This window comes from Bombella favorum (assembly GCF_014048475.1).
GTDB lineage: Bacteria > Pseudomonadota > Alphaproteobacteria > Acetobacterales > Acetobacteraceae > Bombella > Bombella favorum.
In genome coordinates this window covers 941,523-965,863 of sequence record NZ_NWUS01000001.1, presented here as the reverse complement: position 1 = coordinate 965,863, position 24,341 = coordinate 941,523, and the positions used below count along the sequence as shown (strand labels likewise).

18 protein-coding genes are annotated in these 24,341 nt (G+C 54.4%); 13 read left to right on the top strand and 5 right to left on the bottom strand.

Annotated elements, in window-relative coordinates; all coding sequences use genetic code 11:
* Positions 1–246 precede the first annotated feature (246 nt).
* Positions 247–1,740 carry a Do family serine endopeptidase gene (locus CPA57_RS04395; RefSeq protein ID WP_229709272.1) on the top strand — a complete coding sequence of 498 codons (1,494 nt, stop codon included), beginning with the start codon at positions 247–249 and terminating at the stop codon, positions 1,738–1,740.
* A 147-nt stretch (positions 1,741–1,887) separates the two neighbouring features.
* Complete coding sequence (locus tag CPA57_RS04390) at positions 1,888–3,621, top strand: carbohydrate porin (RefSeq protein WP_326831344.1); 1,734 nt, start codon at positions 1,888–1,890, stop codon at positions 3,619–3,621.
* Positions 3,622–3,633: 12 nt separating this feature from the next.
* On the opposite strand, the gene CPA57_RS04385 is transcribed toward CPA57_RS04390, so the two are convergent.
* Positions 3,634–4,737: a threonine aldolase family protein gene (locus tag CPA57_RS04385; protein WP_182081590.1), complete on the bottom strand. Its 1,104-nt coding sequence runs from the start codon at positions 4,735–4,737 to the stop codon at positions 3,634–3,636.
* A gap of 100 nt (positions 4,738–4,837) precedes the next feature.
* Here CPA57_RS04385 and folD point away from each other — a divergent pair, with 100 nt between their 5' ends.
* The 3 genes from folD to CPA57_RS04370 all read left to right on the top strand — a co-directional run bounded on the left by folD (position 4,838) and on the right by CPA57_RS04370 (position 8,730).
* Positions 4,838–5,749 (top strand): bifunctional methylenetetrahydrofolate dehydrogenase/methenyltetrahydrofolate cyclohydrolase FolD, encoded by a 912-nt coding sequence (gene folD, locus CPA57_RS04380; protein WP_182081589.1) that lies wholly within the window; start codon positions 4,838–4,840, stop codon positions 5,747–5,749.
* Between the two features lie 261 nt (positions 5,750–6,010).
* Complete coding sequence (locus tag CPA57_RS04375) at positions 6,011–7,141, top strand: HlyD family secretion protein (RefSeq protein ID WP_182081588.1); 1,131 nt, start codon at positions 6,011–6,013, stop codon at positions 7,139–7,141.
* Positions 7,142–7,149: 8 nt separating this feature from the next.
* Positions 7,150–8,730: a DHA2 family efflux MFS transporter permease subunit gene (locus CPA57_RS04370; protein WP_182081587.1), complete on the top strand. Its 1,581-nt coding sequence runs from the start codon at positions 7,150–7,152 to the stop codon at positions 8,728–8,730.
* A gap of 29 nt (positions 8,731–8,759) precedes the next feature.
* Here CPA57_RS04370 and CPA57_RS04365 read toward each other — a convergent pair whose 3' ends face one another.
* Positions 8,760–9,443: a TetR/AcrR family transcriptional regulator C-terminal domain-containing protein gene (locus CPA57_RS04365; protein ID WP_182081586.1), complete on the bottom strand. Its 684-nt coding sequence runs from the start codon at positions 9,441–9,443 to the stop codon at positions 8,760–8,762.
* Positions 9,444–9,526: 83 nt separating this feature from the next.
* Between CPA57_RS04365 and CPA57_RS04360 the strand changes: the two genes are divergently transcribed.
* Complete coding sequence (locus tag CPA57_RS04360; RefSeq protein WP_326831343.1) at positions 9,527–11,215, top strand: efflux transporter outer membrane subunit; 1,689 nt, start codon at positions 9,527–9,529, stop codon at positions 11,213–11,215.
* A 354-nt stretch (positions 11,216–11,569) separates the two neighbouring features.
* Here the strand turns inward: CPA57_RS04360 and CPA57_RS04355 are convergent, their stop codons facing one another.
* Positions 11,570–12,298: a YfdX family protein gene (locus CPA57_RS04355; RefSeq protein ID WP_182081585.1), complete on the bottom strand. Its 729-nt coding sequence runs from the start codon at positions 12,296–12,298 to the stop codon at positions 11,570–11,572.
* Positions 12,299–12,448: 150 nt separating this feature from the next.
* The gene (locus tag CPA57_RS04350) at positions 12,449–13,993 is read right to left on the bottom strand and encodes a carbohydrate porin (protein ID WP_182081584.1); all 1,545 of its coding nucleotides are present in this window, start codon (positions 13,991–13,993) and stop codon (positions 12,449–12,451) included.
* 210 nt (positions 13,994–14,203) lie between these two features.
* Between CPA57_RS04350 and CPA57_RS04345 the strand changes: the two genes are divergently transcribed.
* The 6 genes from CPA57_RS04345 to CPA57_RS04320 all read left to right on the top strand — a co-directional run bounded on the left by CPA57_RS04345 (position 14,204) and on the right by CPA57_RS04320 (position 22,672).
* Entirely contained in the window at positions 14,204–15,562 is a 1,359-nt protein-coding gene (locus CPA57_RS04345) for a purine-cytosine permease family protein (protein ID WP_182081583.1), read from the top strand.
* 232 nt (positions 15,563–15,794) lie between these two features.
* A complete protein-coding gene (locus CPA57_RS04340; protein ID WP_182081582.1) occupies positions 15,795–16,715 on the top strand; it encodes a transporter in 921 nt (306 codons plus the stop codon).
* Positions 16,716–16,782: 67 nt separating this feature from the next.
* Positions 16,783–17,961, top strand: a complete 1,179-nt coding sequence (gene nhaA / locus CPA57_RS04335; protein WP_326831342.1) for a Na+/H+ antiporter NhaA — start codon at positions 16,783–16,785, stop codon at positions 17,959–17,961.
* Positions 17,962–18,147: 186 nt separating this feature from the next.
* A complete protein-coding gene (locus CPA57_RS04330; protein ID WP_182081581.1) occupies positions 18,148–18,939 on the top strand; it encodes an epoxyqueuosine reductase QueH in 792 nt (263 codons plus the stop codon).
* Positions 18,940–18,982: 43 nt separating this feature from the next.
* Positions 18,983–20,146, top strand: coding sequence for a glycerate kinase (locus CPA57_RS04325; protein ID WP_182081580.1), 1,164 nt, complete (start codon positions 18,983–18,985; stop codon positions 20,144–20,146).
* An 81-nt stretch (positions 20,147–20,227) separates the two neighbouring features.
* Entirely contained in the window at positions 20,228–22,672 is a 2,445-nt protein-coding gene (locus CPA57_RS04320) for a DUF3772 domain-containing protein (protein WP_182081579.1), read from the top strand.
* Positions 22,673–22,745: 73 nt separating this feature from the next.
* On the opposite strand, the gene CPA57_RS04315 is transcribed toward CPA57_RS04320, so the two are convergent.
* On the bottom strand, positions 22,746–22,910 hold the full coding sequence (locus CPA57_RS04315; protein WP_182081578.1) for a hypothetical protein: 165 nt from the start codon (positions 22,908–22,910) through the stop codon (positions 22,746–22,748).
* 285 nt (positions 22,911–23,195) lie between these two features.
* Here CPA57_RS04315 and CPA57_RS04310 point away from each other — a divergent pair, with 285 nt between their 5' ends.
* Positions 23,196–24,332 (top strand): AI-2E family transporter, encoded by a 1,137-nt coding sequence (locus CPA57_RS04310; protein ID WP_182081577.1) that lies wholly within the window; start codon positions 23,196–23,198, stop codon positions 24,330–24,332.
* Positions 24,333–24,341: the final 9 nt, after the last annotated feature.

Here is a 24,341-nt window from a genome sequence, read left to right as displayed (position 1 = left end):
GTGCCTATTTTAAAATTCTGCCGCTTTGTCAGCAAGAGTCTGCGAGGAAATGGCTGTCGGGGGGCAGTGGATGATGCGGGTATGCCTTACATTTCTTTTAGGTGACACTGGCCTGCGGATGCTTGCAGAGCGGGCAGTCCTGTCCCTATCTAGTAGGGCAGCTCCGGTTGAGAAGAGTTTAACATCTAGTGTCAGGAAATGTTTGCGATGAAGCCGCCTTCCCGTCTCTCTCTGGCATGTCTGGCTATGGTACCTGTGTTGGGTATGGCCGGTGCCACCGTGCCCGCTGTGGCTCAGAATGCTCCTATCCGCCCGCAGATGTCGGGTGGGCAAGTTCCCGATTTCGTGCAGATTGTAAAACAGGTCAAACCGGCGGTGGTATCCATCACGGCGCATATCCGTGAGGGAGCCGATGACGGAGGGGATGGGCCGTCTGATGGTAATGGTGGCCCGCAGGGCTTTTCCTTTCCTTTCCCATTCCCATTTCAGATGATGCCGGGGATGCCCTCCAACCGTACGGTGGAGGCCAGAGGGTCGGGGTTCATCATTTCGGCTGATGGGTACATTGTTACCAATAACCACGTCATCAATGGGGCAACCAAAGTCAGCGTGAAGCTGGATGACGGTACGACTATACCTGCGAAGGTCATCGGGCACGACGCCAAGACGGATATTGCACTGCTGCGTGTGAAGGCTGATCACCTGCCTTATGTCGAGCTGGGCAATTCTGATGATGTCCAGCCGGGGCAGTGGGTCGTAGCAGTTGGTAACCCTTATGGCCTTGGCGGGACGGTAACAGCGGGCATCATTTCCGCTCTGGGGCGTGACCTCCATTCCGGTGCTTATAACGACTTCATACAGGTGGATGCGCCGATCAACCACGGTAATTCTGGTGGCCCGCTGATCACGCTGGATGGCAAGGTGATTGGCGTTAATTCCATGATTATGTCGCCTAATGGCGGTGGTTCCATCGGGATTGGCTTTGCCATTCCTTCTGCCACGGTGCGGTCGGTGGTGGACCAGTTGCGGGCGACTGGCCATGTGGTGCGTGGTTTCATTGGGGTGGAGACGCAGGACATCACCCCGACTATGGCCCGTGCTCTTGGCCTTGTGAGTAGTAATCATCCCGGTTCACCGGCCCATGGTGCGTTGATTGCTAATCTCATCAAGGGTGGTCCGGCGGATAAGGCCGGTCTGAAGAGTGGGGACGTGGTGCTGTCCGTGGATGGTCATGATGTCCGCAGTGCTCACGATCTTGCTGTTAAGGTTGTGTCCATGGCGCCGGGTTCTAAAGGCACCTTTACGGTGCTGCGGGATGGAAAGACCATGCCACTGGCCATTACAGTCGGTAATCAGGCTCGTAGTGGGCAGGAAGGAAACAGCACAGATGGCAGCACGGCTGATGCACCTTCTGGCAAGCTTGGGCTGGCTCTGGGTGTGCTGACACCACGGATACGGCAGGAGATGGGGCTGGATGACAGCGTGCAGGGTTGCATTGTGGCCGATGTGGCACAGGGCAGCCCGGCAGAACATGCCGGCATTCGACCAGGGGATATTATTGTTGCCGTTGGCAACCAGATGACGGCCAATCCTCACGCTGTGGTCATGCTGGTGCAAAAGGTGCTCAAGCAGCATCAGCCGCCGTTGCTGCGTATTCTGCGAGATGGCCAGCAGCTTTTTGTGGCTGTCTCCCCGGATGGAGCGAGCGATGGTGACGATGATGGCGAAGACGGCCAGTAAGCGTCTCGCTTTGTTTTAGGTTTAATCGGCTATGAGAATCCTGCTTTTCTGTAACAGAGGAGCAGGATTTTCTGTGTGGTCCGTTTACGGTCCGCTCCATTCCCGGTAGTGAGGGACTATCCATCACATTGAGAGGTATGGCAGCAGGTGCTGCCGTCAGTCCGGGAGATGACGGCTTTGGGGAAGAATGACAGCCTGTCCTTCGGCCAGTGGTCGTACATATTCTGGTCCGTTCCAACTATGTGTGGTGTGTTGGTCTGCCTTCTTGTTGGCCTGTCAGGCGGGCAGGCGAAGGGGGCGGAGGTTTCTGCCGCACAGGGTGCAAAACCAGACATAAAGGTGCCGCTGCATGTTGTGTACCATCGGCGACACCAGCCGGGTTGGAGTGGTCGCCGTCATAAGCTGGTTTATGGGCGTCAGTTTGTCACGGATTGGCAGCGTTACAAACAGCGTGAAGCCCAACGGTTAGAGGAAAAACGCAAGGCGGCAGCCGTTGCTGCGGCTATTGTGGCACGGCAGAATGATAGGAAGAAAACAGCGACCGTTCTGCCAGATGTCATTAATGCCGTGCATAGTGATGCTATCTCCGATGAGGTCCTTACACGGAAACGGTACAATCCTCCTTCCGTAAAGGATCAGCATTTCTTTGGGGACTGGGGCGGCATCCAGCCGTGGCTGGTCGACCATGGCATCAGCCTGCTTGTGTCGCTTAATGAAGAACTGGCCGGGAACCTGACAGGTGGTAAGAAACGGGCCAATAGCAATGCGGGCCAGGTTGGGTTGGAGCTGGACATTGATTGGCAGAAACTTGCCGGGCTTCGAAATTTCAAGACACATACCATCATCGTCAACGGGCACGGGCGGAGCGTATCGACTGAATTCGGGGATACGCTGGCAGCCTCGCAGGAGATTTACGGGGCCCGTGGCAATGTGGTGGCGCATCTTGTGGCGATGTATGGCGAACGGTCCTTTTGGAAGGAGCGGGTAAATCTGAATGTGGGGTGGATGCCGGTTGGGTCATTTTTTGCGGCATCGCCTTTGTTCTGTGACTTCATGAACGTTGCTATTTGCGGCAACCCGGGGCCGAACAAGTATACCAATGGTAATAGGGACTGGCCCTCCGGTAATTTGGGTATGGTTGTGCATGTCATGCCCATTAGGGGGTTTTATGTCATGGGTGGGCTGTTTGCTGTTAGCCCGCATGGCTACAATGGCGGTATTTCTGGTTGGTCATGGGCGCAGGATGGATTGGGCAAGTTTTCTACGCCGGTAGAACTAGGCTGGCTGCCAGAGTTTGGCCGACATCATCTGACAGGCCACTACAAGCTCGGTTATTCTTATGATAACTCCCGCTATCCCGATCTGTACCGTGATGCCTACGGGCAGCCATTTCTCCTGACAGGCCGCCCGCAACGTTATCGGGCGGGTATGAATAGTGCGTGGTTCATGGCGGACCAGATGCTATTGCGGCATGGGCCGGGGGAAAGTAACGGGCTCATCCTGTTGGGTGGTGCCATGTATACTGATGGCAAAACTGTATCCGTTCATGAACATGAATGGTTGGGCCTGCTGGAGACCGGGCGTCTCTGGAACCGGCCACTCGATACGGTAGGGGTGATGTGGCAACACCTGGGGATCAGCTCATCAGCCACGCATCAGCAAGAGGCATCAGTGCTGTTAGGCCGTCCTTTCCTGCCTAACCGGTGGGGGGCTGTGGATGGTGTGCAGTCTCATGAAAATGTTTATGAGCTGTTTTATAGTGCCCATGTTGCCCGAGCGATGGCACTTCAGCCGGATTTTCAGTATATCCAGCGGCCCAGCGCCACGACAGCCTATCATGATGCTGCCGTGTTTGGGCTCCAGTTTACTGTTGTTTTATGAAGAGGCAGCCTGTCAGCTAATGAGGCTCGCCAGCAGGGCATCAGCATCTTCGGGCCGGGTGTAGAAGCTGGTGACGAAGCGGACCAGCTTGCCCGGTACACCTTGTGGGGTGGGATAGGTGTAAAACTGGTAGCCTTCGGCGTGGAGTTGTTCCACCTGTGCTTCCGGTAGGACAGCGAAAATCTCGTTGCTTTCTGTGGCGAACGGTAGATTAACGGCAGGGTGTTTGTACAGACCATGGCGCAGACGCTGGCACATCGCATTAGCGTGACGGCAGTTTTCCAGCCAGAGATCATCTTTCAGCAGGGCAAGAAGCTGCGCTGCCATAAAACGCTGTTTGGACCATAGATGCCCACCCCGCTTGATACGGCGTGCCATGCTATCCACCATGGGGCGTGTCCGGTCATTGAGGAAGAAGACAATGGCCTCTGCTGCCATAGCACCGGCTTTTGTACCGCCGAAGCTCAGCACATCTATGCCGGCTTTCCATGTGGTATCGGCGGGGCTGCAATTCAGATGAGCAATGGCATTACCCAGACGGGAGCCGTCCATATGGACGGTCAAGCCATACTCATGGGCAACTTCAGACAGGGCAGCAATGGTGGTGCAGGGATAGGTCGTGCCCCATTCAGTGGCCTGCGTGATGGAGAGTGCAGTGAATGGAGGAGCTAGAACTCCCTTAGAGCGGTTTTGCTGAAGTGTTGGTGCTAGACCTGCCGGGTCCATCCGCCCTTCTGGCGAAGGGATGCCAATGAGTTTTGCCCCTTGAGTAAAGAATTCAGGGGCGCCACCTTCTTCATTATTAATGTGGGCACTCTGGTCGCACAGCACGCTCCCGTAGGGGGGAACCATGGCAGAGAGGGCGAGGGAGTTGGTTGCTGTACCTGTCGCAACGGGGAAGACAGCCACCTCTGCCTCGAACACCTCACCGAAACGCTGGTTCAGCGTTAGGGAGAGGTCATCATGACCATAGGAAGGAACATTGCCTGTATTGGCATCAGCGATGGCCTGCATGACAGCCGGGCAGGCAGGGGTTACATTATCGCTGGCAAAATTCTTGCGTAGATTATCACGCACGAGGTGAGTTCCTTCATCCTTGCTGGAGGGGCTGCCCATTTCTGGTTCCTAGTCTCTAGCGTAAAGATCAGGTCTTGTCATGTCTTGTCCAATGGGCATAGAGAGGCGGGAAACACCGGTTTTGGCGGAGAGTACGTTCATGACAGCATCATCCACCGTACATGCAGGCGGTAAGGCAGAACTGATTGATGGTAAGGCCATGGCGGCCAGAATGACAGATGAAATCCGTGGTCAGGTGGAGCAGCTGGTCGAGAAGGGGCACGAGCTGCCCGGTCTGGCTGTAGTGCTTGTCGGTAATGATCCTGCCTCGGAAGTGTATGTTAAAAACAAGGCGATTCAGACCCATCGGGCGGGGATGAAGTCCTTCATGCATATGATGCCAGAAAGCACCTCGCAGGAAGAGCTTCTGGCCCTGATTAGCGAGCTGAACGCTAACCCTAAGGTAGATGGCATTCTTGTTCAGTTGCCGCTACCGCCGCAGATTGATGCTGCTACTGTGACTAACGCTATCCATCCGGATAAGGACGTGGACGGGCTGGGTGAGGTCAACACCGGTCGTTTGGCCTTGGGGATGGAGAATGGCATCGTTCCCTGTACGCCGTTGGGGTGTCTCAAGCTGTTACAGTCCGTCCATGCGGATATGACAGGGATGAAGGCTATTGTTATCGGGGCCTCTAATCTGGTGGGCAAGCCGATGGCGCAGCTTCTGCTTAAGGCTAATTGCACTGTAACCATAGCGCATATTTATACCCGTAATATCGAGGCATTGGCCCGGGAGGCTGATATCATCGTTGTGGCTACTGGCAAGGCGGAGCTGGTGAAGGGCAGCTGGATTAAGCCCGGTGCGACTGTCATTGATGTTGGCATCACCCGTGTGCAGACCCCGGAAGGTAAGAGCCGTCTGGTCGGGGATGTGGTGTTTGAAGAGGCCAGCAAGATCGCTGGGCATATCACACCGGTGCCGGGAGGTGTCGGGCCGATGACCATTGCCTGTTTGCTGTATAACACGTTTCAGGCAGCGAGTCGGCGTAGAGCCTCTATAGAAGGCTGAGGGAGGCTTCCTTCCAGTTTTGTCGTTGCGGGCTTCTGCTATGTGGTAGGAGCCGTAACGGTTATGAATTCTTCATAAAAATGGCCATTCTGGAACAAGTGCTTGATTGTTCCATATGAATGGGATAGTTCCTTTTTGTATAAAGAATGACCGGTCGGTCATTTTTTCTTTTCAGATCATCGTTGGTCCAGTCACAGCCATGCAGGTCATAGCCACGCTGACAGGGTGTAGGACGGATAATTTCATATTCTAGAGGTGACCATGGCACAGTCCGATACACAGTCTGATACTCATTCAGCCGCACAGGGTGGCAAGGAGCAGCAGGCAGCCTCGGACCAGACAGAAAAGCCCTTCAAGGATCGTGGCGCCAGGAAACTTATTCTGATCCTTATTCTGGTCATGGTTGTGCTGGGTATCGGGTTGTATTTCTTTTTCAACCGGAACAAGGTTGAAACGGATGACGCCTATGTGACAGGCCGTAAGATTTCCATCGCAGCACATGTCAGCGGGTATGTGTCTCGTTTGCTGGTAGACGATAACCAGTTCGTCCATAAGGGTGATCTTTTGGTGCAAATTGATGGCCGGGATTATCTGGCGCAATTGCATCGGGCCGAAGCTGCCGTAGCGCAGGCTGAGGCAGATATGGTCTCCTACGATCTGTCCTATGCTGTGGCGCAGAAGAATTATCCCGGCCAGTTAATGGCCGCTCAGGGAGCCCTTCAAGAGGCGAAGGCTCGTCTTTTCCGGGCTCAGACGGATTATGTCCGGCAGCATCGTGTAGAGCGTGCTGCTACGACCCAGCAGAATATTGACTATGCCCGTGCTGCCTTGGATGAAGCCACGGCTTCTGTCATGCAGGCGCAGGGCCAGTTAACACAGGCTGAGCCGGTAAAGGCGAATATTGGCAATGCCTATGCTCATTACACACAGGCTCAAGCCACGTTGAAATCAGCACAGGCAGAGTTGGAACTCGCCCGCCAGAATGTGGATTGGATGGATATTCGGGCCCCGCGGGATGGCTGGGTCTCACAGCGTACGGTGGAGCAGGGTAATTTCGTGCAGGTAGGGCAGGAGATGTTCTCTATCGTGGCGAAGGATGTCTGGATTGTTGCTAATTATAAGGAAACACAGCTCTCTGACATGCGCCCCGGCCAGAAGGCCGAGATTGAGGTAGATGCTTATCCTCAGCTCCATCTGAAAGGCCATGTGGATACCATACAGAGAGGGTCTGGTGAGTCCTTTAGTGCCTTCCCGCCGGAAAATGCCACAGGGAACTTTGTGAAAACCGTGCAGCGTATTCCTGTCAAAATCCTGATCGACAGCGGGCTTGATGACAAGCTGCCCCTCTCACTGGGTATGTCTGTCGAGCCAACCGTCCATGTGGGTGAGTGAGGCCGGATATGGCTGATTCATCAGTAGAAAGCCACCAGCATTGGCGGCCACGTCATAATCCATGGCTTGTGGCCGTCGTGGTGACGCTGGCTGCCTTCATGGAGGTGCTGGATACCACCATTGTTAATGTGGCTCTGCCGCATATCGCTGGGGCGCTCGGTAGTTCCTATGATGATGCTACATGGGCGCTGACATCGTACCTTGTGGCCAATGGGATCGTGCTGACAATCTCTAGCTGGCTATCCAAGAGGTTTGGGCGGAAGCGGTATTTCCTCATCTGCGTGGCGATGTTTACGTTGTCCTCCTTCCTCTGTGGGCTGTCCACGTCTCTGCCGATGTTGGTGGTTTTTCGCCTAATGCAGGGGTTTTTTGGTGGTGGACTGCAACCAGTACAGCAGGCGATCATTCTTGATATTTTCCCCCCAGAGAAGCGTGGAGCTGCCTTTGGGCTGACAGCTCTGGCCATCGTGGTGGGGCCGGTTTTGGGGCCGCTGGTGGGTGGATGGCTGACAGATACCTATTCATGGCGGTGGATTTTCTACGTCAATGTACCGTTCGGTATTCTGACCGTCATGGCTGTGATCGCCCTTGTGGAAGACCCGCCGTGGGTGAAAGTCGTGCGAGAACGGGTCGATGTCATTGGTGTCAGCTTGATTTCATTGGGTCTTGGCTGTCTTGAAATCATGGCTGATCGTGGCGAGGATGATGATTGGTTCGGTTCACCTTTCATTGTGACCATGGCGGTTATAGGTGGCCTCTGCACGTTGGGGGCTGTTATCTGGCTGCTCAAGGCTAAAAATCCTCTTCTGCGATTGAGTGTGCTGAAAGACCGCAACTTTGCCATTGGTACCTTTATGATCGGTGCTGTGGGGGTGCTGCTTTACGCTTCTGCCGTGATTGTTCCGCAGTTTGCCCAGCAGGTGCAGGGCTACACGGCCACGGTTGCCGGGCAGCTTCTTGCGCCGGGAGGTATGGCCGTGATGGTCCTGATTCCCTTTGTGGGAATGCTGATGAAATATGTGCAGGTTCGCTATCTCATCGGGTTGGGTTTCTTCTTCATGGCGATGTCCTGCTTTTTTGCGGCAACGCTCTATTCTGGTGTGGATTTCTGGTATCTGGTGCTCTGTCGTATGAGACAGACGGCCCCTCTGGCTTTTCTGTTCGTGCCTATTTCCACGATCGCCTATGCGACCCTGCCGAGAGAGCTGAATGGTGATGCATCCGCCCTGTTCAGCATGGTGCGGAACTATTTTGGGTCTCAGGCTATTTCACTGTCCACGGCAGCCCTGACGGAAATGCGGCAGGTGCAGCAGACGGACGTGTCTGCTCATGCCATTGCCTCACGGCCGGAGTTTCGGGATTATCTTTTTCGTGTCCAGCAGCTGGCGGAAGCGCATGGCCTGGCCCCGTTGCGTGCCCATGCCTTTGCCATTGCCCATATGTATCAGGAGTTCCTGCGGCAGGTAGCCATGCTGGCCTATAACCAGCTCTTCAATGTTTTGGGGATCATGGCCCTCTGTGTCGTGCCATTCTGTTTTCTCATGTCCCCGATGAAGGGCGGCGGTCATGGGGGAGGAGGCGGCCATTGAGTGTTAAGACTGACCGCCTGGTGGTTCTTTCAGGGAGCGTACATGCGGAGGAAGCTGTCCGCTACCATGCTGGCTACGCCGTCTATGCTGGCCTGACTGGTGTCCACAGGCAGGGAAAGGCGGCTCCGGTGAATGATGCGGGTTTGGCACATCGTAAGAAACTGTTCAGCAGCGAGGTCGATATCTGTGATGATGAGCTGGCCTGCGGCATGTTTATCCGCAAACCATTCGGAGAGACCGGTCAGTGTCCGGGAGACGCCATAATGCCAGAGCGTGTCCGCCAGATTGGGGAATTCGTTGGCCTCCGCCACAACGATGCGGTAGAGGCCTATGGCTTCCGGGTCGATCATCAGAGAGATGATAGTTGCAGCTGCCTGCTTGAGGGCCGTGCGCAGGTCTGGTTGCGGTGCCTGAGAGACGGACTTCAGCGTGTTAAGGCGTGTGCGGCTGCGTTCTTCAAAAAAAGCCGTGAACAGGTCGGCCTTGTTCTCGAAATGGTTATAGAGCGACCCCTTAGAGACACCCGCCAACTGGGCGATCTGCGACATGGATGTCCGTTCATAGCCCTGTTGGAGGAAAAGCTGTCCCGCACTTTGGAGGATCTGCTCACATTTGCTGGATGTCCCTTTGCCGTTACGGGAAGGGTGCTGGGCCGGTTGTTCGGTCTGGGTCATCGTCCTGTGGAAGGGTTGCTCCTGCGTATGGGGGAGCATGATAGGCCGCCCGAGCGGTATGGTCCATATGGGCAAATCGTTTCTAGCCCGTTTTATGTTGATTATTCTTCAGGAGCTGCACTGTGAAAGACGCTCATTTGTTCCACTCCGTCCGTAAGGGGGCGGTGGCCCTGTCTTCACGCCGTTTTAGCCGGCAGCTTCTGTGTGGGGTGGCTTTGCTGGGGTTGGGTGGGTGCCTCATGGTCGGCCCGAAGTATCACCCCCCTAAGGATTGGGCTCCACCACATTATGACCTGCATAATGGCAGTAATCAGGATTCCAAAGAGGCTGTGAAGGGGAGCGGCCATGGCCCGCATGGTGCCAATGCGGCACCAGAGGACAAGACAAACGAAAAGGCTTCGCCCGCCTCTGTCGTGACAGAGCTACCTATGGCCGATGCGTGGTGGAAGACATTCCATGACGCTGAACTGACCTCTCTGGAAGATCGTGTCGCCACACAGAACCTGTCCTTCCTGCTGGCTACGCAAAATCTGGCGCAGAGCCGTGCTCAGATGATCATTGCGGGAGCGGAGCGTTTTCCCAATCTGTCAGCCTATGGAACTTATGTAAGGTCGCAGCATAGTTCCAAGCAGCTTCAGGAAATCTTTAAGCGTGTGGGTAAGGGCTTTCCTGATCTGCCCGCACAGGAGGCCAATTTCCTTCAGGGGTCCCAGGAGGCGCAGGTTCCGCTGTTGAATCAATGGCAGGATAAGATTGATGCGACTTATGAGATCGATCTTTGGGGGCGTGTGGCCTATCAGTATCGTGCAGCAAAATATCTGATGAAAATGAGTGAGGAAGAGCGGCGTAGCATCCTCATTGCTCGTCAGGCTGATATGGCCCGTGATTATCTCCAGTTGCGTGGTGACCAGAAGCGTCAGCGTATTCTGGCAGATAGTCATGCTACAGTGCAGAATCTGCTATCATTAGCGCAGAGCCGTTATAAGAGCGGGTTGGTGACGGAGCTGGATGTAGACAGCATGAAGGCACGCCTGCATGGCATCGAGGCGCAGCAGGCTAATCTTGATGAAACGGTAGCACGGGAACAGAATGCCATTGCTCTGCTTCTGGGTATGCCGCCGCAGAGCCTGAATGAGGAACTTGGCCGGACAGCAGATGTGCCGGTTGTGCCTCCTTTTGTGCCCGCTGGCTTACCTTCCGAGCTGGCCCATCGCCGCCCGGATATTAGGGAGGCAGAAGAGCATTTGAGGGAAACTGTGGCGGAAGTCGGTGAGGCCACGGCGGATTTTTATCCTAAGGTGACAGTGACGGCAGATTTCGGTTTTCAAACCCTGTCTTTCCGTGACCTTGGCTTCTGGAATGCCCGTGCGTGGAATGTCGGCCCTAGTATCTCTCTGCCTATTTTCCAAGGCGGGCGGCTTTACGGGCAGTTGCGGCTGAAGAAGGCCGAGCAGCGTGCGGCGGCTGTGGAATACCGGCAGACGGTTCTTCAGGCATGGAATGAAGTGGATAACGCTTTGCAGGCCTATCATGACGAGCAGATTCATCATGAGGGGCTGGCAAAGACTGTGGATGATGAGAAGCGGGCTCTGACATTGGCAACCAGCCAGTACCGGGCCGGGTTGGCAACTTATCTGTCTGTTCTGGAAGCGCAGGAAAAATTGCAGGAGTCCCAGCTGGATTTGGCAGCGAGCGACAGTGCCTTTGCGACAGATATGGCCCGCCTTTACAATGCGCTGGGCGGCGGTTGGTCTGAGGTGCTGCCTGATGAAGAGCAGGTCAGCCAAGCCGCACGACAGGCTACGCCGTAATAAAGGGCGTTGGGGGGAGGGAATGGATGATGCGAGGCCTCCTTGATGAGAGGCTGTGAACAGTTTTCTTTCTGCCCCCTTGCGACTCCCCGGTCTCTCTCATAGGAATCGCTGTCAATAGGAAGTTATCATTACTCACAGAGTTTTCCACAGGTGTGGAGCCGCAGAAAATTGCCATCTTTAGTCTGTCATGTGAGTGATTATCCACACAGCTTTTGGAAGATATGGAGTCCGCCGAGCGTTGACCGATCATGTTTATGATGGCTCTGGCAGGTAGATATAAGAAAACCGGCACGGTGACATGCCGGTTTTCTTTATGAGGGTCTCGCCTTCTGAGGAAGAGGAGAAGCCGTCTTATTTCTGCTTCTGAGCGGCAGCTGTTGCTTCGGTCACGACATTCTCGGAAACGAAGACGAGTGTATTCAGCGCATCATTTAGAGCCACAGTAGCAGCATCAGGATGATGACCTTCTGCAAAAATCAGGGCACGGTTCACAAAACCCTGAAGCTGGGCCAGAGGGGCCAGAGCGACGATGAAGTCGATGTCCTGCCCGACAACCTGTAGGGTCTGGGCGGCCTGCTGGGTCTGGCCTGCTTTTAGCTGGGCATTGGCTGTTGCCACGGCACTTTTTTTGCTGGGTTCCAGCGTGTCTGTAGCAATAACTTCACCACCAACCGGGATCCAGTCTGTCGGGCCGCTCTGGGGGGTATGGGCGCTGGAGACAGGATGCTGAGGGGCGGGGTGCAGATCAGCTTCGGCAGCGGTGAACTGCTCACGAGCCTTGGATGCAGCCTGAAGATGGGCCAGAGCGGCATTAAGAGCCGGCAGGGCCTGTTCGCTCTGTCCAGCAGCGAGGATGTGCTGAGCCTGCAGGATGCTCGTCATGGCCTGCTGGCCATGTTCGGACAGGTGATGAAACGCGCGATGTTCTTTTTTGCGTTCGCTTTTTATATGTTTGCTGGTTGTGGCAGATGCCTTGTCGTGGGCAGTCGGCGCTGCGTCATCAGCGAAAGCTGGTGCAGCCAGTGTACCCAAGCCAAAAATGGAGAGGGCAAGGCCCTTGTGCAGTGTCGTGAAGCGCATGGGAATATCCTTAAGTCATATGATGGAGGATGGCCTGCTTACACAGGCAGCTGCAGCTGACCCTTCTTTGAGTGACTGCTCATCCCGATACATAGTGATAACACCCTAAAAACACTTTACGTGCAACCGTTATACGTGCGGTGAAAAGCCCTAGAAAATCTCAATATGACTCTTAAAGCCAAGCAGGGCGGCATCACGCAGATTACCCTGTCCATTGGGGCGGAAAAAATATTCTAGTAGGGGCTGAAAGATAACTCCTCGGTAGACATGGATGGCGTAGTTGACCTCTAGCACGGCAGCATGGCGCTGTACGCCAGTCGCGTGGTTCGGGAGGCGGCTGAATTGCTGGGTATCCAACATTGTGGCTTCGGTTGCTTGTACGCCGGGGGCAATTTTCTCATAGGTGAAGGAAAGGCCAAATGTATCAAAGGGGCGGGACCGGAAGATACCACGGTCTATGAGGGCACCGTAGGCTTCCCACTCCCGCAGGGCGATGCGCTTATCGTTATAGAGGAAGCCCCCCAGCAGCGTAATTCCACGCTTTTTGCTGTGATAATGATTCAATATATGCTGGTCAGCCATGAACCAGGCACCATAGCCATCATGCCGTATGCGAGGTTTGCCTTTGCTTAGGGCATAGGGCTGACCGTCTTCATCGAAATAATTGTCGGGGCTGGGAGCGGTCATCATCACGCCACCGATTTTATAGTGCCCGGGATGGTTGTTACCAAAGAGCGGCTCCCATCCTATTTCTAAGGGGAGGCGGAATCCGTTGATATTCCCACCATTGAACTTGAAGCCAGTGCGGTGCTGTTCGTTTTTGTAGATGCCGTTTTCGCCCGCATAGAGTCCACTCTGCACATAAAGTGAGCGTGACGGGCGGACACGGATACGCCCAGCCCAGACAGCAGCTGGATAACCGCTGACGAAGCTACTGTCCGTTGCCGCCTTGGGGCGGCCGCAGATGCTACCATTCTGGAAGTTGCAGAAGAGGGGGCTATTTTGGAAATCTGACATTTCCGCCATACGGCCCGCAGCGATGGAGAGGCGGCCACCGAACAGGGTTTCTTCCCCGTAGGCCATGACTAGATGGATAACCACGTTCCCACCACCGCCATAATCTTCCGAAGCATGGTTTAGCCAGTCACCGAACATGCGGTTTGCTGTCGTCCCGTAGCGGCCAACAATAATACTGTGCGTGGAGAATCCACGGAACCCGATGAGTTGCTCCCAGTCGATGTTAAGCGAAGCGGCATATTGTCCGGCATTGCTGGCCCCTTGCTTGTATGGAGCGAAATGCTGGGAGTTGGGATAGTTCTTTTTGGGGGGCGTGATGGCACCGGCAAATTCGTTTGTATTATCAAGCAGGAAGGCAATACCCCGTTTGCGCAACCAGTCTGTCATGCCGAAGCCGTGGGGGAAGAGGGCTTCCGGCCTGCCAAAAGGTGGGACGGAGGTTGTATAGCCACCATGGGCGGGCAGGGGGGTATCGACCCGGAGCAGCGGCTCGTTCCCGATAATTTCGTCAAGTACCTGCCCATGTGCGAGAGGGGAGGAAAAGAAGAAAAGGCCTATAGGGAGTATAACACGCCAGTTTTTTGCCAGTTTTTTTAAGGTAGCAGAGAAATAATGGAAAAATAATTTCAGGATTATGGGATTTTCATTCTGAATGGGGTGGGAGGAAAGAGCAGACATTTTATTCCCCATTTCTTCAAAAAGAACCCTGGTAGTGCGGTATTTTCCCACAAGGAGATGATATTGCAGAATCTGTTAAAGAATTTTTGATGAAACTTCAAAGTCTATCTTCTGGCCACGGGTATTTTTTGGATTGGTCCGGCGGGGTTGGTATGATTAACGTAAAGTAATCTCTTTTCACGCCTTGGGGAGTGTGGGAAAAGCGGGGCCATGAGTACCCATATGGAAACCCATACTATCCATCCCGTTCCGCAGGCGCATCGCCACGGGCGTGTAACGGACCTGTTTTCGGTCTGGTTCAGTGCCAATATGACATTGCTGACAGTTGTCACCGGTGCTTTGGGGCCTGCCGTGTTTGGTCTGTCCCTTATCTGGTCTATTTTGGCACTGGTGCTAGGCAATGTAGTGGGGGCGATTTTCATGGCCCTCCATGCCGCACAGGGGCCACGTCTCGGCGTTCCCCAAATGGTGCAGAGCCGGGGGCAGTTCGGTATTTATGGGTCGGTACCGATCATCCTTCTCGTCGTACTCATGTATATAGGTTTCGCAGCCTCTAACTGCGTTGTGGGGGGCGAGGCTCTAGCCCATGTACTTCCTGTATTCCACGGCAATAGGGGGGTTTGGCTCATTGCTGTGCTGACACTGCTGCCCTGTATGATGGGGTATAGGGCCATTCATGTATGCTCCCGTGTGGCCAGCTGGGTCTCCATTGTGGCGGTTATCTATGCCATTGGTTGTGGATTGGGTGGGTTCTCCCGCACATTGTTGGCGGACATGCACGGCACTGTGGCCGGTTTTTTTGGGGCATTTTCCGTTTCGGCTCTCTGGCAGATTGCCTATGCCCCTTATGTCTCTGATTCTTCGCGGTATCTGCCGGATGAGGCAGGCTCTGGCCGTCAGGCTTTCTGGGCGACCTATGGGGGAACAGTTATCGGGGCTGTGCTGCCGATGGTACTGGGTAGCCTGCTGGCACTGAGCTATCCGTCTCTGCCGCTGGCTGGTGCGCTTTCCCTGACGGGTGGGCGTATGGGGGATATTGTCCTGCTGGTACTGGCACTGGCTATTCCACTGGCCAATGCCATGAGTGTTTATTGTGGGGCCCTGTGTAGCCTGACATTGGTACAGACCTTCTGCCCTTCATGGCGGTCTGGGCTGGGGGGGCGGCTTGTTATGACGGTGTTGCTTTTGGGGGCTGCCCTTGTGATGAGCCTCGGCATGGTGGGAGATTTCTTGAAGGCTTATACGTCCTTTCTGGATATTCTCATGGCTGTGCTGGTGCCGTGGACGGCGATCAATCTGTGTGATTATTACCTGCTGCGGCATGGTGAGTATGACGTAATGGCGTTTTTCAGGGCTGATGGTGGGCAGTATGGGCGTTTTAATGCACCGGTTGTGCTGATCTATCTCACGGGTGTTTTGGTGGAGCTGCCTTTTATGAAGACAGGCCCTTATACGGGGCCGCTTGTTGCTTCCCTACATGGTGTAGATATTTCTTGGGTTGTCAGCTTGTTGGTCACGGGTGTGGTTTATTGCGTCTGGGCAAAGCGGTGTGAGAGGATGGGGGCATAATTCCTCCCCTATGTTGCGTGAGGTAAAGCCTGACGAGAGGCACTGAAATTTGTACTGATAGGGTACTATTATATTTGATATTGATCTGACTTGTTAAAATAGAACCTCTCCTTCTATACAGAGAGAAGCCGTCTTTAACTGGCCATCCGTGTTGGATGGTGGAGAGCGTGATGCAGCCTTCTAGTGGCGGCTAGGTTCTGTATTACGTCTGGCTCTGTGGGGAAGGCTTCACATGCTGTGCCTGAGGAGAGTGCGATCACCGGGTGTGTTGTTGCTGGGGGCGGTAGGTGCGGCCCTGTTCTGGCTTTTATCTTCCTCATTAGTAGCGGCTTCTGATATTACATTCGCTGTTATTGGTCCGCATGAATATGACCTGCCAGTGGATTTCAAACCCTTTAATGTGTTCGTGCAGTATGGGGACGGTAATGCGGCTGGCAGTTCCTACAATGGGAAAGGCTCCCGGAGGCCGGAAGGTGGGAGCCACACATGGTCCGGCTTAAGCAAGTATGTCCATTTCTGGACGTTTGACTCCATTCCTCATGTCGGTTTTGCTTATGAGGTCATTCAGACGGAAAGCTATCGTCTAGCGAATGGGACAAATTATGGGGGGCTAGGGCCAACCATCACGGGGCCTGCTGTGTGGTTTAAGCCCAATCAACATAGTACTTTCGGTATTCAGACCTTTATGCAGACACCAAGTGCTACCCGGCGGGATCTGAATCCTCAATATTGGTCCAATCTTTCAAGTTTCATGTTTGATTATGAGTGGAAGCATTTCAGCTTTGATGGTGATCTCGGGGCTGTAGTAGCGTCTACCAAGCATGTCCGGGGGGAACACTCCTATCATCCGGGGACGGCTTTCCATAGCAATTTGCGGTTTAGTTGGAAGGCAAGCCGCATGTGGGAGCCCTTTTTCTCTATGGACTGGCAGAATAATGCCGGATGGCGTGATAATACGCTGGGCCGTTACGTGGCGGATAGTAGTAGCCGTGAGGTTACGTTGGGCGTGGGGTTGATGTGGAAAATTAATCCCAAACTGGATATTACGACCCGCTATGCACATTCAGTGGATGGGCGTTATATTTCGGAAACTAATGCCTATTATTTTAAGCTGGTTTATCGGTTTGATGGAGCCCTGTTTTCCCGCTATTGACGGTCTTTCCACCTGCGGGAGGCCTCTTGCAGGGGTATGATGTGGATAGTCGGGGAGCAGGGTAAGGGTGGCGATAAAGCATAGGCGTTGGTCTTTTCCCTCCGAAACGGCTGGCCCCTGTTTTCTTCTATTCATGGCGATGCTCGGGTTGGCGTTGGCTAATTCGCCATGGCGTTCTTTTTATATGCTGTTGGCCCATCCCTTGGGGCGGTTGGTTCCGGTAACCGGTATGCTGGAGATCAGCCTACCTAGCTTTGCTGAGCTCGTTACCATTGGCCCGATGACGTTGTTTTTTCTCGGCATCACGCTCGAATTGAAAAAGGAGTTGAGTACAGGGCACCTTGCAAGTTTCCGGCAGGCTCTTCTTCCCTGTCTTTCGGCGCTGGGAGGTGTGGCTGTTCCTGCCTGCCTCTATACGCTGATTGCCGCACCTGATCCTGCGCTTTCAGCTGGATGGGCTATTCCTGTTGCTACGGATGCGGCCTTCACAGTGCCGATCATTCTGGCATTGGGGCGGCGTGTGTCAGAGGGTGGGCGAGTCTGGCTGATGGCTCTGGCCATTTTTGATGATGTGTTGGGAATCCTCATCATTGCTCTGTTCTATGGCGGTGCTCTGCATGTCATACCTTTTCTAGGCAGTATCGTGCTTATGGGCGTGATGGCATTTGCAGGGTGGAGAGGTGTGGGGTGCCTGTGGCTTTATGGTGTCGGCGGGTGTTTGTTGTGGGGCTGTATGATGGGAGCAGGGCTGCACCCTACGTTGGCAGGTGTTGTGGTGGGTCTCTGCCTGCCGACAGTCCGCCAGAAGGGTGATCCCGCAGCTCTTTCCCCTTTGGAACTTGTGGAGCGTGGCATTTCATCATGGGTTACATGGCTGATTCTGCCGCTGTTTGGTTTTGTCACGGTGGGCATACCGTTGGTTGATGTTCCTGCTGCGGCTCTTAACCTTCGTTTGGTTTGTGCTGTTGCTGCCGGATTGGTGATTGGCAAAACAGGCGGCATATTTGGCATGACGTGGCTAGTCATACGGTGTCGTCTGGCCCTTCTTCCAGAAGGAACATCATGGCGGATGCTATTTGGCCTCTGTTTGCTTTGTGGGTTGGGCTTTACAGTTAGTCTCTTCATGGCGTCACTGGCTTTTCCTGCTTCTATTCTGCTGGTGTCCAGTAAGATTGGTATTCTCGTGGGCTCCCTCATTGCCGCTGCCTGTGGCTGGTGTTGGCTGAGGTGTCTGGTGAGAGGTTGATTTTATTCGGGCTTACTATGCTGGGAACTCAAGCTGCTTTGTAAGACCGGTGTCCGGCGTTTCCGACCAGTTTAGGGGAGGAGGAAAGGGGTTTTTCTCGACAGGCCCGCATCTGCCCTGTATGGCGGGCAAGTATTCCGGCCGGAGGCCGGTTCTGCGCTGATGATCGGACAGAGGAAACCACGAATGAGCCATGAGCGGACAGACCAGCAGGGAGCCCTTCATGATTCGGCCTGTGATGAGGTGCAGGGCCCCGTAGCAGTGGAGGCTTCCGGCAGGGAGCGGGGCTATGCGGCCCGTAAGAAACGCCGCAGGTCAACACCGTTGACACCTTCCGGTAGAGTGTTTCTTGAGCCACCGGGGGGGCAGAAGAAGGTTCTGCTACATTCCTGCTGTGCTCCTTGCTCGGGTGAGGTGATGGAGGCGATGACGGAATCCGGCATCGACTACACCATCTTTTTCTATAATCCGAATATTCATCCAGAACGGGAATATCTCCTACGCAAGGAGGAGAACGTCCGCTTTGCTGAGGCAAATAATATTCCTTTTGTGGATGCCGATTACGATAAGGATGATTGGTTCGCCCGGGCGAAGGGTATGGAATGGGAGCCGGAACGTGGCATACGCTGCACAATGTGCTTCGATATGCGCTTTGAGCGTACCGCCTTATATGCGCATGAGCATGGCTTCCCGGTTATGACTAGCTCTCTGGGTATTTCTCGTTGGAAGAATATGGCCCAGATCAATGATTGCGGGGCCCGGGCCGTGGCCCCTTATGAAGGACTAGCTTACTGGGACTTCAACTGGCGCAAAGGCGGCGGCTCTGCCCGTATGATTGAGATCAGCAAGCGGGAGCGGTTTTACAAGCAGGAATATTGTGGCTGTGCCTATTCCTTGCGGGATACGAATAATTTTCGTCGCTCCAAAGGCCGTCCAGCTATTGTGCTGGGAGAGGAGTTTTACGGCGAGGAAGACTAGACGTTTCTCCACTCGCAGCGCATCCTGCGGGAAGGAGGACAGCATGAAAATTGCAATTGTCTGTGATTCCTTCAAGGGGAGTCTGCCCCCGCTGGATGTGGCTGAAGAGATAAAAGCAGGCTTCTCCCGTGTTTTCCCCGAAGCTGATTATCTCTGCCTACCTATGGCTGATGGCGGTGAAGGAACTGTGGAGGCTCTCGTACAAGGTACAGATGGCGAGCTTGTGCGTTGTTCCGTTACGGGGCCTTTGGGGGCACCAGTGCCAGCGTTTTGGGGGATCAGCGGGAATGGGCAGACGGCCATTATAGAGATGGCCGCTGCAGCGGGCCTCCCATTGCTGAAGCCAGAGGAATACGACCCGCTACGAACAACGACCTATGGGGTTGGGGAGCTGGTCCGTGCCGCTCTGGACAGAGGATGCACGCATATCATTCTGGGGCTGGGTGGCAGTGCAACGAATGATGGAGGTGCTGGTTTTGCTCAAGCCCTAGGGGCACGGTTTTTGGATCAGAACGGTCAAGAGCTACCACCTGGCGGGGCCGCTTTGGCCCGCCTGGCCGATGTGGACCTTTCTGGCATGGATAGGCGGCTGGCGAACGTTACGTTGGAGGGTGCTTGTGATGTAACTAGCCCTCTGACGGGGCCGCAGGGTGCGTCCTATGTTTTTGGTCCCCAGAAAGGAGCCACTCCAGCGGATGTGACTTGTCTGGATGAAGCATTGGCACATTATGCTCGTATCTTGTCGAAGCAGTGCGGAAAGGATGTGGCGACGGTGCCCGGAGCTGGTGCAGCTGGGGGACTGGGTGCGGGCCTTCTAGCCTTTACGGGTGCCCGGTTGCGGCCCGGTGTGGAGATTGTGTCCGATCAGCTCCGGCTGGATGCTTGTTTTAGGGATGTGGACCTTGTCATTACCGGGGAGGGCCGGATGGATGAGCAGAGCGCACATGGTAAAGCTCCTATGGGTGTTGCGCAGGTTGCTAGAGCTCATGGTCGGCCGGTTATCGCCATTGTTGGCTCTACAGGGGAGGGAGTGGACAGGATGCATCGGGTTGGCATAGGGGCCTTTTTTGATACCGTGCCTCGCCCCGAAGCGTTGGCGGATGTTCTGGCGCAGGCTCGTGAAAATATTCGCCGAACATCGGAAAATGTCGCCGCTGCGATACGGATGGGGATTGAGATAGGGCGGAAGCAGCCAGACCGACCTTGAAAGGTAACATAACTCCACCATATTCTCGTGCTTGCGTAACTCAGCAGACACATATCCAGTTATTGGAAACAAGCAGGTTTTATGAAGCGTTATTCTGTTCGTCGGATCATGGCTGGTGTGGGGGCTGGCATAGGGCTGGCTGCCATGCTGGCAGCCCCTGTGCAGGGCTTTGCGGCCTCTGACCCCGCCCCAAAAGTTGATAAAGCTGATTCTGGCGGGGCATCGGCAGGTAATGCAACAGCACCTCTTGTTCTGGGGCAGCCAGAAGGTGATTTCGGTTGGGCTGGGGTAGCGACCACGCTGCGGACGCAGCTGGACCAGGATCAGACCACATTGCGGAATGTCGGTGCTGCGCTGGGTGGCCTCAAGGGATTGCCGGTTGGTCGGGTGCTGGATTCTTACGCACAGCAGGTGCTGACGGTCCGCCAGCATGTGAACAGCGGGATGACACAGATTCAGGCTTATGACAGCTCTATCAGTTCCTTGCTGAAGGTCCTGGGTGACAAGGCAGAAGAAGGAGAAGATGCGTCCATAACCCGGCAGCGTGTCATTGCCCGTAAGACATCTATGGGGATTGCCGCTTTACAGGTGCGTATGCGTGTCTGTGACCTTCAGACTCGCCAGCTTGAAGGTCAGCTGGATGATTTGCGTCGCAGAGTGCAGCAGGGTGCTTTGGTTCGGCACGTCGATTCCCCACTGAGTGTCGGTTTCTGGCGGAGTGCTCTATCTGATGGTTATGCGACCTTTCGCGATATAGGCCGGACCGAACTGAATGTTCTGTTTGGTGTTCTAGGCATTGGCTGTTTGGTCATGCTGTTTGGCTTCGGGCTACGGCAGCTAGCGGTTCGTGTTCTTACATCAGCTAAGGAACAGGCAAGTTGGGGGAGGGTAATCCGTACCCAGCAGGCTTTAGGCAGTGTATTGGCTGGCGTGCTGTGTGGCTTGTTGGCAGAACTGCTATGGCAGGGCTGGCAGCTTGTGGCTTTTGGCAATGATGGTGTGCCCGTTGCGCAAGGGCAGTACCTAACACAAGCTCTGCCTGTGTGTGGCTTTATCATTGGTGCTGGTGTTTCGCTCAAGCGTTGGCTTTTGGGGAAGACGTGCCTGCCGTGCAGTCTTCTCCTTGGCGGTGGCATTCTTTTTTATGGTGCTTTGCGGACGGCGGAGGTCAGCCGTGATGTCAGCCCAGGTAATGATGCGGTGCTGGAAGGAGCCTTTGCTCTGTCCACGGCGGTTTTGCTGTATCTGACGTGCCGTTCCAGCAAGCGTGAGCAGCAGAATGGGGCTGCTCTTAGCGATGTTGGGGGTAGCAGTGGTACGGGGCAGGACATTGGTGCCGTGCTGATCCAGCATATACCTTTGCATGGGGTTTCTGCCCTGCTGCTGGGCGTGACGATTGTTGCTGTCCTAAGCGGGTATATTTCGTTCGCTTTTCTGATGAATGACTGGGTGCTGACACTGCTCTATGCCTTTGGTGCTGTCATGTTGCTCATGCAGGCATGGAGGGATTTTTCCCAGTTTCTCTTTTCGCCTCAGAGTCGCCTCGGAAGGCTGTGGACCGAACTGGAGCTGAGTGCGCGTCGTCTTGCACAGTTGGAGGTCATCACAACTGCTTTGGTTGGGCTGAGCCTTGTTATGGTGTTCGTTGCCCTGTTGCAGGGTAGGAACGGCGTTTCCTTTATTGGCACATGGCGGCAGCTACAGCAGATCTTTGGCGGTGGCATTTTCTTTGGCGTACCGTTCTCACCTCGTACGATAGTGGGTGCGGCCCTGCTGCTTGTCGGCGTGTATTACGCCATACGTTTCTTGCAGCAATGGTTGCAGACACGCCTGTTTCCGGTCACATCGCTGGATAATGGGGCGCAGACATCCATCATCAGTATTTTGACCTACATGTTGTGGATTGCTGCTGGATTGAAACTGCTGGCTATGATCGGCATTTCTGTCCAGAATCTGACATGGGTCGTCAGTGCGCTGTCGGTTGGTGTCGGCTTTGGTCTGCAGTCTATCGTTAAGGACTTTATTTCCGGTCTTATTCTGTTGGCCGAGCGGCCAGCACAGGCGGGTGATAAGATCACCATTAGTGGCAATACTGGCGTAATTCAGCGTGTGAATGTCCGTGCAACGGATATCCGGTTAAGTGACGGAACGACGCTGATTGTGCCGAACTCCCAGTTCATCACGGCAAATGTGCAGAATTACAGCGCAGGTACTAACCCGCTGAAGATGAAGCTTGTCTTCGCAGTCCCAACTAATGTGAATGTGGAGAAAGTGAAGGCACTCTTCATGCTTGTTGCAGCTGATCAGCCGGATGTTCTGCGTGATCCAGCTCCGCAGGTTTGGCTGGGTGACAGCATAGGGGATACGGTGGCGGCGACGCTGGCGATCTGTATAGCCCGTGGCACCAATAGCGATACCACACGTACGGTGGTTGTCTCTGAGGTACTGAACAGGTTCAGTCAGGAAGGGATCAGCCTGATGGTGCCGCAGGTAACGCTGACAGCGTCCCCTGACAATGCGTCTTAGCTCTTGCTAGATACGACAAAGGCCAGAGTGATTAATCACTCTGGCCTTTGTTATACCGCTGTGCGGATTGATCTTATTTGCCGTCGACAGAACGGGCAATTTCCGTCACGAGCTTGAGAAGGTAAGCACGGTCGATCTTAGCGTTCGGGCCTTCGATGCGGACCACATCCTGCACCAGAGCGAAGATCAGGTCTTCACGGGTCATGTTGCGGGCGACGATGTTTTCTTTCTGAGACATGCAGGTAAATCCTTTCATGGGGTGAATTGGTAATGCCGGATGGGGTATCATGCTGGCATTCTCGTGTAGTCTTTTAGCAGCCTTTGGATGTTCAGGTCACGAGGTATGGGTGAAAAGATCGTAACTATCCTATCCGATCGTTGGATGGTCCCTATCTTTTTGTATGTTGAGAGGCTGGCGACTTATGGGGAGCCCTGCGGTGGCCTTCGAAGGCTTTTTATGTGAATTTCGGTTCTCTCGCAGGGAGAGAGGTATAAGTAGGTTCACTCTTGTTCAGGACAGGTCATGATAACACGTTTCAGGAACCTCTTTACGTCGGCTGAGGCTGCAGCCGGAGCCGCCGTCAGTCCGGTAAGGCCGGTCCTTACGGCTCTGATGGCCGGGTTGCTACTTTTGGCGGCGGTGTGGATCATTCATCCTTTTTTGCCCCCCATTCTCTGGGGTGCGACCATTTCCGTTACACTCTGGCCGTTGGTTCTGCGCTTGCAGGCTGCGTGCTTTGGTAGTCGGTCTGCCGCCGTATTTTTTACCATTCTGGCAGCTATAATCATCTTTTTCCTCCCTGCCGTGTTGGTGATCATCATTTTCGCTCGGCATGTGGATGCTGTTTCACACTTCATCACAATCTTGCCTTCCCTACAGCTCCCAGCAGCCCCGGCATGGGTGGGGCGCATCCCTTACGTGGGGGGAGATATCATTCCGTTTTGGGATCATCTGCGAGAAAATAGCCTGCCGGGTTTGCTGCGGCATGTCATTCCACCGCCTGAGAAGATACTGCATGTACTTCTGGCATCAGCAGGTAGTTTTGGGTCTCTTTTGCTGGAGTTTGCCCTGACATTGGTTGTTATGGTGCTGCTTCTGAGCCGCGCAGAGAGCATCATTGTTCTTTTGGAGAAGGTAAGCAGCCAGCTGGGGGGAAGGAGTGGACGCGCCCTTCTTAAACAGGCTGAGATCACGACACGGGGTGTTGCGCTTGGTGTCACGCTTACGGCTATTCTCGAATCCCTGTTCGGTTGGGTTGGGCTGATGGCCGCCGGTATGCCGATGGGGAGTGTCGTAGCGGCTGTAATGTTTATTTCCTGCGTTCTGCAATTTGGTGGTGCTTGGGTGCTGCTGCTTAGTACCGCATGGCTGTATTTCACAGCACCGTTGATGCACGCCATCATTATGCTGTTATTTGCTCTTGTGGCGGTAGCAGGTGATAATTTTCTTCAGCCGCTCATTATTCGCCGTTATGTGCGGATTTCTGTTATCGTCATTATGGTGGGGGCCTTTGGTGGGTTGGCAACACTTGGGTTTGCTGGCGTCTTTATTGGTCCGACCCTTCTTTATCTGACGGAAACGATGATCCGGGGATGGGCGGGAGTGCCGTCTGAAGAGGAAGAGGGGCCATCAACTGGGGCTAAATTGTCAGACAAGTAAGAGATATTA

Coding starts and splice junctions, on each gene's coding strand:
- CPA57_RS04340 (WP_182081582.1), top strand. CDS start 15,795: ATGCTGTGCCTGAGGAGAGTGCGATCACCGGGTGTGTTGTTGCTGGGG.
- folD (WP_182081589.1), top strand. CDS start 4,838: ATGACAGCATCATCCACCGTACATGCAGGCGGTAAGGCAGAACTGATT.
- CPA57_RS04370 (WP_182081587.1), top strand. CDS start 7,150: ATGGCTGATTCATCAGTAGAAAGCCACCAGCATTGGCGGCCACGTCAT.
- CPA57_RS04395 (WP_229709272.1), top strand. CDS start 247: ATGGTACCTGTGTTGGGTATGGCCGGTGCCACCGTGCCCGCTGTGGCT.
- CPA57_RS04345 (WP_182081583.1), top strand. CDS start 14,204: ATGAGTACCCATATGGAAACCCATACTATCCATCCCGTTCCGCAGGCG.
- CPA57_RS04355 (WP_182081585.1), bottom strand. CDS start 12,298: ATGCGCTTCACGACACTGCACAAGGGCCTTGCCCTCTCCATTTTTGGC.
- CPA57_RS04350 (WP_182081584.1), bottom strand. CDS start 13,993: ATGTCTGCTCTTTCCTCCCACCCCATTCAGAATGAAAATCCCATAATC.
- CPA57_RS04320 (WP_182081579.1), top strand. CDS start 20,228: ATGAAGCGTTATTCTGTTCGTCGGATCATGGCTGGTGTGGGGGCTGGC.
- CPA57_RS04385 (WP_182081590.1), bottom strand. CDS start 4,737: ATGGGCAGCCCCTCCAGCAAGGATGAAGGAACTCACCTCGTGCGTGAT.
- CPA57_RS04325 (WP_182081580.1), top strand. CDS start 18,983: ATGAAAATTGCAATTGTCTGTGATTCCTTCAAGGGGAGTCTGCCCCCG.
- CPA57_RS04330 (WP_182081581.1), top strand. CDS start 18,148: ATGAGCCATGAGCGGACAGACCAGCAGGGAGCCCTTCATGATTCGGCC.
- CPA57_RS04375 (WP_182081588.1), top strand. CDS start 6,011: ATGGCACAGTCCGATACACAGTCTGATACTCATTCAGCCGCACAGGGT.
- CPA57_RS04315 (WP_182081578.1), bottom strand. CDS start 22,910: ATGTCTCAGAAAGAAAACATCGTCGCCCGCAACATGACCCGTGAAGAC.
- CPA57_RS04310 (WP_182081577.1), top strand. CDS start 23,196: ATGATAACACGTTTCAGGAACCTCTTTACGTCGGCTGAGGCTGCAGCC.
- CPA57_RS04365 (WP_182081586.1), bottom strand. CDS start 9,443: ATGCTCCCCCATACGCAGGAGCAACCCTTCCACAGGACGATGACCCAG.